The sequence below is a fragment of the Gemmiger formicilis genome (assembly GCF_016901605.1).
Taxonomy (GTDB): domain Bacteria; phylum Bacillota; class Clostridia; order Oscillospirales; family Ruminococcaceae; genus Gemmiger; species Gemmiger formicilis_B.
Window position 1 is genome coordinate 1 of record NZ_JACJKP010000082.1, and the last position, 12,189, is coordinate 12,189.

General features: G+C 61.8%; 11 protein-coding genes. 5 read left to right on the forward strand and 6 right to left on the reverse strand.

Features of this window, described 5'->3' with window-relative positions; all coding sequences use genetic code 11:
• From H6B10_RS07970 to H6B10_RS07990, 5 genes are all read left to right on the forward strand, one after another.
• Positions 1–1,406: Na/Pi cotransporter family protein (locus tag H6B10_RS07970; protein ID WP_204651104.1), on the forward strand; the 1,406-nt coding region annotated here is incomplete at its 5' end.
• Positions 1,407–1,424: 18 nt separating this feature from the next.
• Positions 1,425–2,117 carry a response regulator transcription factor gene (locus H6B10_RS07975; protein WP_204651105.1) on the forward strand — a complete coding sequence of 231 codons (693 nt, stop codon included), beginning with the start codon at positions 1,425–1,427 and terminating at the stop codon, positions 2,115–2,117.
• Positions 2,110–3,507: a sensor histidine kinase gene (locus tag H6B10_RS07980; RefSeq protein WP_204651106.1), complete on the forward strand. Its 1,398-nt coding sequence runs from the start codon at positions 2,110–2,112 to the stop codon at positions 3,505–3,507. Before H6B10_RS07975 ends, H6B10_RS07980 begins: the two co-directional genes overlap by 8 nt.
• A gap of 108 nt (positions 3,508–3,615) precedes the next feature.
• Positions 3,616–5,154 carry a nitrite/sulfite reductase gene (locus tag H6B10_RS07985; protein WP_204651107.1) on the forward strand — a complete coding sequence of 513 codons (1,539 nt, stop codon included), beginning with the start codon at positions 3,616–3,618 and terminating at the stop codon, positions 5,152–5,154.
• Positions 5,155–5,283: 129 nt separating this feature from the next.
• Positions 5,284–6,288, forward strand: coding sequence for an ABC transporter substrate-binding protein (locus tag H6B10_RS07990; protein ID WP_204651108.1), 1,005 nt, complete (start codon positions 5,284–5,286; stop codon positions 6,286–6,288).
• Positions 6,289–6,386: 98 nt separating this feature from the next.
• Here the strand turns inward: H6B10_RS07990 and H6B10_RS07995 are convergent, their stop codons facing one another.
• The 6 genes from H6B10_RS07995 to H6B10_RS08020 all read right to left on the reverse strand — a co-directional run.
• Complete coding sequence (locus H6B10_RS07995) at positions 6,387–6,821, reverse strand: hypothetical protein (RefSeq protein WP_204651109.1); 435 nt, start codon at positions 6,819–6,821, stop codon at positions 6,387–6,389.
• A gap of 63 nt (positions 6,822–6,884) precedes the next feature.
• Complete coding sequence (locus H6B10_RS08000) at positions 6,885–8,093, reverse strand: carboxynorspermidine decarboxylase (protein ID WP_204651110.1); 1,209 nt, start codon at positions 8,091–8,093, stop codon at positions 6,885–6,887.
• Positions 8,093–9,352 carry a saccharopine dehydrogenase family protein gene (locus H6B10_RS08005; protein WP_204651111.1) on the reverse strand — a complete coding sequence of 420 codons (1,260 nt, stop codon included), beginning with the start codon at positions 9,350–9,352 and terminating at the stop codon, positions 8,093–8,095. Before H6B10_RS08005 ends, H6B10_RS08000 begins: the two co-directional genes overlap by 1 nt.
• Positions 9,353–9,433: 81 nt before the next feature.
• On the reverse strand, positions 9,434–10,306 hold the full coding sequence (gene speB / locus H6B10_RS08010; protein ID WP_204651112.1) for an agmatinase: 873 nt from the start codon (positions 10,304–10,306) through the stop codon (positions 9,434–9,436).
• A complete protein-coding gene (gene speE / locus H6B10_RS08015) occupies positions 10,306–11,163 on the reverse strand; it encodes a polyamine aminopropyltransferase (RefSeq protein WP_204651113.1) in 858 nt (285 codons plus the stop codon). Before speE ends, speB begins: the two co-directional genes overlap by 1 nt.
• A 16-nt stretch (positions 11,164–11,179) precedes the next feature.
• On the reverse strand, positions 11,180–12,189 hold a 1,010-nt coding region (locus tag H6B10_RS08020; protein ID WP_204651114.1), incomplete at its 5' end, for an aminotransferase class I/II-fold pyridoxal phosphate-dependent enzyme.

Genomic DNA, 12,189 nt, shown 5'->3' on the forward strand with positions numbered 1-12,189 from the left:
TCATGTTCGGCAAAGAGCGTCAGAAGGGCATCGGCCAGATCTTCCTGGGCTTTGCCATCCTGATGACCGGCATGGACCTGATGAGCAGTGCCACCGCGCCCCTGGCCGATGCCCCCTGGTTCGGTGATCTGTTCCTGGCCTTCACCAACCCTGTACTGGGCGTGCTGGTAGGCGCATTGCTCACCGCCATCATCCAGTCTTCTTCCGCTTCGGTGGGTATTCTGCAGGCGCTGTCCATCTCCACGGGCGCCGTGTCCATTGCCGCCGCCATGCCCATCATCATGGGCCAGAACATCGGTACCTGTGTCACGGCACTGATTTCTTCGGCCGGCGCCAACAAGAACGCCCGCCGTACCGCCATGATCCACCTGTATTTCAACATTATCGGCACCACGGTGTTCCTCTGCGGTTTCTATGCCCTGAACGCCGTGTTCCAGTTCTCCTTCTACCATGACCAGGCCAACGCCTTCAACATCGCCATCATTCACACGGTGTTCAACCTGACCACCACGGCGATCCTGCTGCCTTTCAACAAGCTGCTGGTGAAGCTGGCCATCCTCACGGTGCCGGACGACAAAAAGCCCGAGGAAAACACCCTGCTGGACGAGCGTCTGCTCTCCACCCCCGCCGTTGCCATCAACCGCGCCATGCTGGTTGGCGGCGATATGGCCGAAGTCTGCCGCACCGCGCTGCTACAGGCCATGTCCACCACCCGCAAATGGGATGACGCCATTGCCGACGAAGTCCGCCGCAAGGAGGACGCCGTGGACCATTACGAGGACGCCCTGGGCACCTACCTGGTCCAGCTGTCCGGCCGTACCCTGAGCAAGGCGGACAACCGCACCATCAACACCCTGCTGCATACCATCGGCGACTTTGAACGAATTTCCGACCACTCGGTGAACCTGCTGGAAGCCGCGGAGGAAATCCGTGACAAGAAGATTCGCTTCAGCGATGAAGCGCTGGACGATCTGGCCGTGCTGGAAGCCGCCCTGCAGGACATCGTGAACCGCACGGTGGATGCCTTCCAGAAGCACGACTGCTACGCTGCCGGCAAGATCGAACCGCTGGAGGAAGTGGTGGACGGCCTGGTGCGCGAAGTCAAGACCCGCCACATTGCCCGTCTGCAGGCCGGTACCTGCACCATCGAGTACGGCTTTGTGCTGGATGACCTGCTGACCACCTACGAGCGTATTGCCGACCATTGCTCCAACATCGCCGTTGCCATGATCGAGGTTGCCGACGACAAGTTCGACACCCACGAATACCTGAACCACCTGAAAAACGGCGGCAGCGTGAAGTTTGAACAGCGGTACGAGAAATACCGTGACCGCTATACCTTCCCCGCGGAAGGCACCCCCGAATCCGCGCCCGTTCCGGCCACAGCCGACGCCGGGCAGCAATAAAAGGAGTTTTGATTTTTCATGATCTATATCGTCGAAGATGACGCCAGCATCCGGGAACTGGAACAGTATGCCCTGCAGACCAACGGCTATGAAGCCACCGGCTGCGAGGACGGCGCCAGTTTTTGGGCCGCCCTGCGGGGCGCAGCACCTGACCTGGTGATTCTGGATGTCATGCTGCCCGACGAGGACGGCTACCAGATTCTGAACAAGCTGCGGGCCGATCCGGCCACCCGCGCCATTCCCGTGATTATGGTCACTGCCAAAACCAGCGAGATCGACGTGGTCAAAGGTCTGGATCACGGCGCCGACGACTACCTGTGCAAACCCTTCGGCATCATGGAGTTTATCTCCCGGGTGAAGGCGGTGCTGCGCCGGGCCGCGGCAGCCGCACCGGCCCCCACCCCCAAGACCCTGAGTTTCGGGTCCATCGTGCTGGATGATATGGCCCGCACGGTCCGGGTGGACGGTGCCCCGGTGGAGCTTACCTTTAAAGAATATGCGTTGCTGCACCTTTTTCTGGAGCACCCCGAACAGGTGCTGGCCCGGGAACGGATCATGAAAGAAGTGTGGGACACCGACGACCTGCTGGAATCCCGCACCATTGATATGCATGTGCGTACCCTGCGCCAGAAACTGGGCGCGGCGGGCGAAGCCATCCGCACCGTGCGCAAGGTCGGCTACAAGCTGAGCACGGAGGGCGCCGATGAGTGACGAGGAACGCCGCAGCGTACGGCCGCGGAGCATGACCCTGCGTTTCCGCCGGGGACTGATCCTGGTGGGTGTGCTGTGCGTACTGGCCACTTTGACCGCCGCCACCTTACTGTTTCAGCACAGCTACACCGAGCGGGTGGACCGTTACCTGCGGGCGCTGTGCGTCACCGTGGCGGACGGCTACGATCTGGCAGGTTCTGGTGACCCCCAGGATCTGGCGCGGCTGGCGGATGACAGCGGTGTGCGCTGCACCCTGATTGCCCAGGACGGCGCCGTTTTGTATGACAACGCCCACAGCGGCGCGCTGGAAAATCACGCCGACCGCCCCGAAGTGAAAGCCGCCCTGGAATCGGGCAGCGGCAGCTGCACCCGCGAAAGCGAAACCATGGGACAGGAGACCCATTACTATGCCCTGCGTCTGGACACCCCCGCCGGGGTGCAGATTCTGCGCGTGGGCGAGGAAGTGGACAACATCTGGGGCCTGAGCGCCGACACCCTGCCGCTGCTGCTCTGCGCGGTGGTGTTGATCCTGCTGGCTGCCTGGCTTCTTTCTTCCTGGCTGACCCGGATGATGGTACGCCCCATCAACCAGCTGGCAGAACACCTGGACACCATCGAGGCCGATGTGCCTTATGAAGAACTGATTCCTCTGGCGCGGACCGTTCAGACCGACCGCAAACTGCGGGAAGACAACGAAACCATGCGCCGGGAATTTACCGCCAACGTAAGCCACGAGCTAAAAACGCCCCTGACCAGTATTTCCGGTTATGCCGAACTGATCGAGAGCGGCATGGCCAAAAGCGCCGATGTGCCCACCTTTGCGGCACGCATCCACAAAGAAGCCCAGCGTATGATCGCTCTGGTCAGCGATATTTTGCAGCTGAGCGAACTGGACAGCACCCAGGCATCCCGCGGGCAGCGAATCCCCGCCGACATGGTGCCGGTGGATCTGGCCGCCCTGGTCAAGGAAATTGCCCAGACCATGACGGTGAACGCCCGCAAAGCCTATGTGACCCTGCAGTACGACGCTCATCCCGCCACCGTGCAGGGCTGCCGGGACCAGCTGGTGGAACTGGCCACCAACCTGTGTGACAACGCCATCCGCTACAACCGCCCCGGCGGCCATGTGGAGCTGCGCTGCGGCACCGGGACCGACGGCTGCCCCTTCCTGGAAGTGGAGGACAACGGCATCGGCATCCCCCAGGACAGCCAGTCCCGGGTATTTGAGCGGTTCTACCGGGTGGACAAGAGCCGGTCCAAAGCCACCGGCGGCACCGGTCTGGGCCTTGCCATCGTCAAGCACATTGCCCTGCTGCACGATGCACACATCGACCTGCAGAGCCAGGTGGGCACCGGTACTACCATCAAAGTTACTTTTCCAAAAAAATAATAGCCAACGGGGGAACTTTAGCGGTTCCCCCGTTGTTTTATTCTCTTTTGGCGTGGTATAATAAATTAATGAATGAGTTCTAATCCGATTATAAAGGAGCAAATCTGTATGAACGAACAATGGCTCAATCTCTACCGCACCGAGATTGAGGAGTTCCATAAAAAGACCATGGCCTTTGCGGCAGGCGAACTGCCCCGCAAGGATTACAAGGGAGCGTCCGGCGGTTTTGGCAGCTATGCCCAGCGGGACGGCACCAAGCACATGCTGCGCCTGCGCCTGCCCGGCGGCCGCCTGACGCTGCCCCGGCTGCAGTTCCTGGCACAGATCGCCAACCAGTACAACATTGCGCCCCTGAAGCTGACCACCTGCGAGACCGTCCAGCTGCACAACCTGGCCCCCGAGCTGCTGCCCGTACTGATGGAACAGGCCGTGGGCTGCGACATCATCACCCGCGGCGGCGGCGGTGACAACCCCCGCAACGTGATGGCCAGCCCCCTGACCGGTGTGCAGGCCGGGGAAGCCTTCGACGTGATGCCCTGGGTGGAAGCCGCCAGCGACTACCTGCTGTCCATCTGCCGGGACATTCACATGCCCCGCAAGCTGAAAGTTGCCTTCTGCAACGGGGTGGACGACTGCGTCCATGCTTCCTTCCGGGATATGGGCTTTGTGGCCCAGCAGGACGGCAGCTTCCGGCTGTATATTGCCGGCGGCCTAGGCAACAACCACCGCATGGGCGTACTGGTGGAGGAGCACCTGCCCGCTTCCGACGTGCTCTACGCCATCAAGGCCATGATCGATACCTTCTGCGCCCACGGCAACTACGAGAACCGTGCCAAAGCCCGCACCCGCTATATGCAGGAGACTCTGGGTGTTGACGAGCTGCGCCGCGTGTACCTGGAGAATCTGGCCGCCTGCAAGGCAGCCGGCGGTCTGGACCTGGACCTGACCCCCAAGGCCGTGACCAAGACCGGCGCGGGCAGCATTGAAAACACCCGTGTGATTGCCCAGAAGCAGGAAGGGCTGTACGCTGTGGTCTACCATCCCATCGGCGGTGTGCTGCCCACCGGCAAGCCCGCCGAACTGGCCGCCCTGCTGCAGGATATGCCCGCTGCCGAGTGCCGGGTAGCCCCTCATGAGACGCTCTACATCATCAACCTGACCGCCGACGAAGCTGCCCGCGTGCTGGACGCCACCGCCGACGGTGCCCAGACCCTGTTTGAGACCAGCGTGGCCTGCATCGGCGCGGCCATCTGCCAGCAGGGCGTACGGGACAGCCAGGCGGCGCTGCAGGCCTGCGTTGCCGCCGTGCGGGAGGCCGGCATCCCCGACGGCGCCCTGCCGAAGATCTGCATTTCCGGCTGCCCGTCCAGCTGCTCGGCCCATCAGGCCGGCACCATCGGCTTCCAGGGCTGTGTGAAGCCGGTTCCCGGCGGCAAACCCGCCCCCGCTTTCAAGATGTTCCTGGGCGGCTGCGATGCCCTGGGCGCCGAGCAGTTCGGCGAAGCCGTGGGTGTGGTTTATGAAGAGCAGCTTCCCGCCCTGCTGGTGGAACTGGGCAAGGCTGCCGCGGCAGCCGGCCAGACCTGGCAGGATTGGCGTAATGCCCACGGGGAGGAACTGCAGACCATTCTGGCAAAATACTGCTGATTGTTTATACACCTTGCCCCGCAGTGTGAAAGAATTGCCGCTTTCGCCCTGCGGGGCATTGCTTTGCTTGACACCGTCCCCGCCCGGGGGGTATACTGGGCAGACAATCAACCTAAAGGAATCAACAAAATGATGAAACGTATTTTCCCTGTTCTGTGTGCTGCCATCCTGCTGGCAGGCTGCGGTGCCCAGACTGCCGTGGAAAGCTCCGCACCGAAACAGACCGCCACGGCGGAATCCACGGTGGAGTCCACCGCCACCACCGAAGCAGCCGCCGAGGGCACCACTCTGACCTTTACCGATGATCTGGACCGGGAAGTAACGGTGCCCGTGCAGCCCCAGCGGGTCGCGGTGCTGCTGGGCAGCTACACCGATGTGTGGTGCCTGGCAGGCGGTCAGGACACCCTGGTAGCCGCCGCCGACGATGCCTGGACCGACTTTGACCTGGGCCTGGGCGATGATGTGGCCAACCTGGGCAGCCTGATGGAACCCAATATGGAAGAACTGATCGCCGCCCAGCCCGATCTGGTGATTGCCAGCAGCAACACCACCTCCAATGTAGAACTGCTGCCCAGCCTGGAAGAGTTGGGTGTTCCGGTCATCTACTTCGGCGTGAACAGCTTTACCGATTATCTGGAGATGCTGGACGTCTGCACCCAGATCACCGGCCATACCGAGAATTACCAGACCTACGGCCTGGATGTACAGGCCCAGGTGGATGCCGCCAAGGCCCAGAACGACGGCAGCGCACCCACGGTACTGCTGCTGCGCTCTGCCAGCACCAGCTGCAAGGTAAAGAACAGCAAAGGCACCGTGCTGGGTGAGATTCTGGCCGACCTGGGCGCTGTAAATATTGCCGACAGCGACGAGAGCCTGCTGGAAGATCTGAGCATGGAGCGCATCATTGCCGACGACCCGGATTACATCTTTGTGGTGTTCCAGGGCAGTGACCAGGAAGCCGCCCAGAAGACCCTGGATGCGGCGCTGACCTCCAACCCCGCCTGGGATACCCTGTCCGCCGTGCAGAACGGCAACTTCTACATTATGGAGAAAGAGCTTTACCACCTGAAACCCAACGCCCGCTGGGGCGAAGCCTACCAGAAGGTAGCCGACATCCTCTACCCTGCCGCCTGACGGCGCTTCAAGAGGGCAACAGTCCTCCGCCGTGGCCTATACACTCACGTTGCAAAAAACCGCCCGTCCGGGAAATTCCCGGGCGGGCGGTTTTGGTTTTACAAAAAGCGGCGGATATCCTCGGCCAGCTTTTCTTCCAGGGCAATCAGCCGCTTGGTGATGTCCTTGGCGTCCTCGCTGGCGGCTTCGTACTGGTTCAGGTAGCGGTTCAGGGATTTGACCCCCATGTTGCAGCCATCGGTGATGAGGTCCGCGATGGTGGCGTCGCTCTCGTTCATGGTCAGCATGGCCCCGGTTTTGATCCAGGACATGCCCTGGGCAATGGGGTTGGGTTCCTTGCCCTCGTCGTGAAAATCGTGCAGCGCCGTGACGATTTCATCCTGCAGCTGCTGGTGTTCGGTGCGGCAGCGGGTCAATGCGTCCCGCAGGGACTGGCTTTTGGCCGTGTCCATCACCTGGTCGATGGCCGAAAGACCCATGGCCACCCCGGCGTCACATTCCCGCAGCAGTTTGATGGTATCCGGTTCGATCATACCTCAACTCTCCTTCCCTTTTTGGGGTAGTATGCCCCAAAAAAGCAAAGAAGATACAGGGTTTCAGTGCCCCAGGCGGACTTTGAAATCCCGGTAGCCGAACTCTTTCAGTACCCGGCAGCTGCCGTCTGCGGCCCGGGCCAGAATGGCGGGCAGCGGCATGCCGTTGAAGGTGTTGTTCTTGCAGGTGGTATAAATCGCCATATCCCCGAATACCAGCAGGTCGCCGGGCCGGGGTTCCGCGTCAAAGCTGTAATCCCCGATCACGTCCCCCGCCAGGCAGGTGGGGCCCGCCAGCCGTACGGTGCAGGGCTTTTCCCCTGCGTCGGCAGCAAACAGCAGCGGCGGGCGGTAGGGCATCTCGATGACATCGGGCATGTGGCAGGCGGCACTGGCGTCCAAAATGGCCACCGTGGTATCGCCGTTATGCACCACATCCAGCACCCGGGTCAGCAGGAACCCGGCGTTGAGGGCACAGGCCTCCCCCGGTTCCAGGTACACCGTCACGCCCCAGTCCTTTTGGGCACGGGCGATGCACCGCTCCAGGGTGGCCAGGTCGTACCCGGGGCGGGTGATATGGTGCCCGCCGCCCATGTTGAGCCACTTCATGGCGGGCAGCAGGTCGCCAAATTTTTCCGCCACCGCATCCAGCGTCACCGCCAGGGCGTCGGAATCCTGTTCGCACAGGGTATGGAAGTGCAGCCCGTCCAGAAGCTGCGGCAGGGCCGGGTTTTGGGCCACCGCGGCGTCCCACTGGGCGCGGGTGGTGCCCAGACGGCTGCCGGGGGCGCAGGGGTCATAGATGGCGTGGCCTTCCTGGGTGGAACACTCGGGGTTCACCCGCAGCCCCACGCTTTTGCCCGCGGCCTTGGCGGCGGGGCCGAACTTGCCCAGCTGGGCCGGGGAGTTGAAAACGATATGATCGGCCCAGCGCAGCAGTTCCTCCATCTCGTCGTCCCGGTAGGCGGCGCAGAAAACATGGACCTCTTTGCCGGGCATCTCCTCAGCCCCCAGGCGGGCCTCATACAGGCCGCTGGCCTCGGTACCCGCCAAGTGAGGGGCCAGAATCGGGTACAGGTCGTAGTTGCTGAAAGCCTTTTGCGCCAGCAGCACCTTGCAGCCGGTACGCCGGGCCAGATCGCCGAGAATTTCGGCGTTGCGGGCCAGCGCCCCTTCGTCCAGCAGGTAGCAGGGGGTGGGCAGGGCCGTCCATTTCCCGGGCACCCTGCCGCCGATGGCGGCAAAGGGCGGGCGGGTATCCACGGCGGGCATCAGTCCACCAGCGCCGGGGCGCGGTTCTCGCTGCGGGGCAGGCCGTACTTATCCAGCGCGTCCAGGAACGGGTCGGGGTTGAACTCCTCCACCGTGTAGACGCCGGGCTTGGTCCACTGGCCGGTGAGCATCATCAGGGCGCCGCACATAGCGGGCACGCCGGTGGTGTAGCTGATGGCCTGGCTGCCCACCTCGCGGTAGCATGCCTGGTGGTCGCAGACGTTATAGATGTAGTAGGTCTTGGGCTGGCCGTCCTTGGTGCCGGTGAAGATGCAGCCGATGTTGGTCTTGCCCTTGGTGCGGGGGCCCAGGCTGGCCGGGTCGGGCAGCAGGGCTTTCAGGAACTGGATGGGGACGATCTCCTGGCCGTTGTAGTTGATGGGGGTGGTGGAGAGCATGCCCACATCCTCCAGGCAGCGCATATGGTCCAGGTAGCTCTGGCCGAAGGTCATGAAGAAGCGGATGCGCTTGACATCGGGGAAGTTCTTGCCCAGGGACTCGATCTCCTCGTGGTGGAGCAGGTACATATCCTTTTTGCCCACCTGGTCAAAGTCGTATTCCCGCTTGATGCTCATAGCCGGGATCTCCACCCAGCGGCCGTTTTCCATGTAGCTGCCGGGGGCGCTGACTTCCCGGAGGTTGATCTCGGGGTTGAAGTTGGTGGCGAAGGCATAGCCGTGGTCGCCGCCGTTGCAGTCCAGGATGTCGATGGTGTCGATGGTGTCGAATTCGTGCTTGGCGGCATAGGCGCAGTAAGCCTGGGTCACGCCCGGGTCAAAGCCACAGCCCAGCAGGGCGGTGAGGCCGGCATCCTCGAACTTTTTCTTGTAGGCCCACTGCCAGGAGTAGTCGAAGTAGGCAGAGAAGCCCGCTTCCTTGCAGCGCTTTTCGTAGATGGCGCGCCATTCGGGGTCGTCGGTGTTTTCCGGCTCATAGTTGGCGGTGTCCATATAGTTGACGCCGCAGGCCAGGCAGGCGTCCATAATGGTCAGGTCCTGGTACGGCAGGGCGATGTTCATGACCAGGTCAGGCTGATAGCTCTTGATGAGGGCGATCAGCTGGTCAACATCGTCGGCATCCACCTGGGCGGTGGTGATTTTGGTTTTGGTGGTGGGGGCCAGTTTTTCGGCCAGGGCGTCGCACTTGGATTTGGTGCGGCTGGCAATGCACAGTTCGGTGAAAACGTCGCTGACCTGGCAGCACTTGTGAATGGCGACGCTGGCAACGCCGCCGCAACCGATGACAAGAACTTTGCTCATGGTGATGACTCCTTTACATACGAGAAGATTTTGTTCCTTTTTTGCAAAAAGGAACCGAAAAAACTCTAAACAAATACTTATTTATACATTAGGCCGGTTATGTACCAGCGCCAGCAGCAGTTCCCGCAGGGTCTTGCAGGCGGTGGCGGTGGAAACGCCGCTGGCGTCCAGCATGGGGGCCAGTTCGTTCAGGTCGGCGCCCACAATGTTGGCCCGGGTCACGGTGCGGATGGCGTTCAGCAGCTGCACAAAGCTGACGCCCCCTGCTTCCGGCGTGCCGGTGCCGGGGAAAGCCGACGGGTCCAGGCAGTCCAGATCAATGGTCAGGTAGACCGGCACCTTGGTATCGCACAGCCACTGGGTCAGTTCCTCCAGCCCGGTAAAATCAAACCGGTGCATGTCGGTGTGGGCGGCGGCAAAGTCAAATTCTTCCCGGTCGCCGCTGCGGATGCAGAACTGATGGATGCGTCCGTCGCCCAGAATATCGTGGCAGCGGCGGATAACGCAGGCATGGCTGAGCTGGGCGCCCAGGTAATCGTCCCGCAAATCGGCGTGGGCGTCAAAGTGGACGATGTGCAGTTCCGGGTAACGGGCGGCCACCGCCCGGACGGACCCCAGAGTCACCAGATGTTCGCCGCCCAGCAGCAGCGGGAACTTGCCGTCCCGCAAAATCTCGGCAGCCCGGGATTCAATATCCACCAGGGCGCTTTCGCTGCTGCCGAAACACAGTTCCAGATCGCCGCTGTCGAAGATCTCGCAGTCGGTCAGGTCGGTGTTCTGGTAGGGGCTGTAAGTTTCGATACCGTAGCTTTCGTGCCGGATGGCCGCCGGGCCGAACCGGGCGCCGGGACGGTAACTGGTGGTGGAATCGTACGGCGCGCCGAACAGCACGATCTGGGCCGTGCGGTAGGCGCTGTCGCACCCGATAAAGTTTTCAACATTCCGCGGCAGCATTAACGATCCTCCACTTCCCGCAGCATTTCTTCCAGAAATGCCGGCAGATAAAATGCACCCACATGCAGGCGGGTGGTGTAATACCGGGTACGCATGTTCAAAGCGTTCCAGGCTTTGGCGTCCAGATCATCGATGGGATGATACTTTTTGCTGGCAAAACCGAACAGCCAGTAACCAGCTGCAAAGGTGGGGATGTGGGCCTGGTACACCCGGCTGATGGGGAAGGTGCTGGCAATGCGCTTGTGGCTGCGCTGCATGGCGTTGGCATCCTCGGCATAGAAGGGGCTGCCCTGCTGGTTCACCATGATGCCGTCCTCTTTGAGGGCGTTGAAGCAGTTGCCGTAAAATTCCCGGGTGAAGAGCCCTTCCGACGGACCGAAGGGGTCCGAGGAGTCCACAATGATCAGGTCATACTCATTCTCGCACCGGCGGATGAACTTGAGGGCGTTTTCAAAGTAGATGTGCACCCGGCGGTCGTCCATGCGGCAGGCGTTGCCCGGCAGATACGCGCGGCAGGCTTCCACCACCATGGGGTCCATCTCCACCAGGTCGATGCGCTCCACCCGGTCATACCGGGTCAGTTCCCGCACCACGCCGCCGTCGCCGGCGCCGATGACCAGAATATCCTTGGCTTCCCGGTGCACCGACATGGGCACATGGGTGATCATCTCGTCGTAGATGAACTCGTCCCGCTCGGTAAGCATGACGTTGCCGTCCAGGGTGAGCACCCGGCCGAACTCCGGCGTTTCAAAAATATCGATGCGCTGATAATCGCTCTGTTTGGAATAGAGCTGCCGGTCCACCCGGATGCTGTGCTTTACGTCCGGGGTGTGAAATTCCGAAAACCACATTTCCATGGCAAAACCCTCCTTCTCAGGCCAGCACGTTCAGGCGCAGGATGTCGGGGTCCTCGGGACCGGTCATGCTGCAGCCCTTGGCTTTGGCATACTCAATGTAATCCAAAATTTCGGCGGTAATGCGCTCGCCCGGCGCCAGAATGGGGATTCCCGGGGGATAGCACATAACGAACTCGCTGCAGACCCGGCCCTCGGTTTCCCGCAGGGGCAGGCTGATTTTATCGGCATAGAAGGCCTGCTGGGGGCTGGCCACCACTTCGGGGTCGATGTATTCCTGGTTGAGCAGGCCGGTGCCGTCGGTGTGGTAACGGCGCTTGATCTCGGCCAGGGCACTGACCAGCCGCTCCAGTTCCTGGGGACGGTCGCCCATGGAGAGATAGGCCAAAATGTTGCCGATGTCACCGAACTCGATCTGGATATCGTATTCATCCCGCAGGATGTCGTACACTTCGATGCCCGCCAGACCGATGTCCCGGGTATGGATGCTCAGCTTGGTGGTGTCGAAGTCAAAGACCGAGTCACCGTTGCACAGTTCCTTGCCGAAGGCGTAGTACCCGCCGATGGCGTTGATCTCCTCCCGGGCGTACTCGGCCATATCGGCCACCTGGTGGAACACCTGGCGGCCCCGCAGGGCCAGGTTACGCCGGGAAATATCCAGGCTGGACATGAGCAGGTAGCTGCCCGAGGTAGTCTGGGTCAGGTTGATGATCTGGCGCACATAGCCCGCATGAACGTTGGGGCCGCAGAGCAGCAGGCTGGACTGGGTCAGGCTGCCGCCGCTCTTATGCATGGAAACAGCCGCCATATCGGCCCCCGCTGCCATGGCGGAAACGGGCAGTCCGCCGCCAAAGTAGAAGTGGGTGCCGTGGGCTTCGTCGGCCAGGCAGAGCATGCCCGCATCGTGAGCCATCCGCACGATGGCCCGCAGGTCGCTGCAGATGCCGTAGTAGGTGGGGTTGTTCACCAGCACCGCCACCGCATTGGGGTGCTCGGCAATGGCCTTGGCTACCTGTTCCCGCCGCATGC

What these genes read in the sequence shown, in the direction of transcription:
- H6B10_RS08000 (WP_204651110.1), bottom strand. Translation starts at nt 8,093, where the DNA reads ATGCCCGCCGTGGATACCCGCCCGCCCTTTGCCGCCATCGGCGGCAGG.
- speB (WP_204651112.1), bottom strand. Translation starts at nt 10,306, where the DNA reads ATGCTGCCGCGGAATGTTGAAAACTTTATCGGGTGCGACAGCGCCTAC.
- H6B10_RS07995 (WP_204651109.1), bottom strand. Translation starts at nt 6,821, where the DNA reads ATGATCGAACCGGATACCATCAAACTGCTGCGGGAATGTGACGCCGGG.
- H6B10_RS07985 (WP_204651107.1), top strand. Translation starts at nt 3,616, where the DNA reads ATGAACGAACAATGGCTCAATCTCTACCGCACCGAGATTGAGGAGTTC.
- speE (WP_204651113.1), bottom strand. Translation starts at nt 11,163, where the DNA reads ATGGAAATGTGGTTTTCGGAATTTCACACCCCGGACGTAAAGCACAGC.
- H6B10_RS08005 (WP_204651111.1), bottom strand. Translation starts at nt 9,352, where the DNA reads ATGAGCAAAGTTCTTGTCATCGGTTGCGGCGGCGTTGCCAGCGTCGCC.
- H6B10_RS07990 (WP_204651108.1), top strand. Translation starts at nt 5,284, where the DNA reads ATGATGAAACGTATTTTCCCTGTTCTGTGTGCTGCCATCCTGCTGGCA.
- H6B10_RS07980 (WP_204651106.1), top strand. Translation starts at nt 2,110, where the DNA reads ATGAGTGACGAGGAACGCCGCAGCGTACGGCCGCGGAGCATGACCCTG.
- H6B10_RS07975 (WP_204651105.1), top strand. Translation starts at nt 1,425, where the DNA reads ATGATCTATATCGTCGAAGATGACGCCAGCATCCGGGAACTGGAACAG.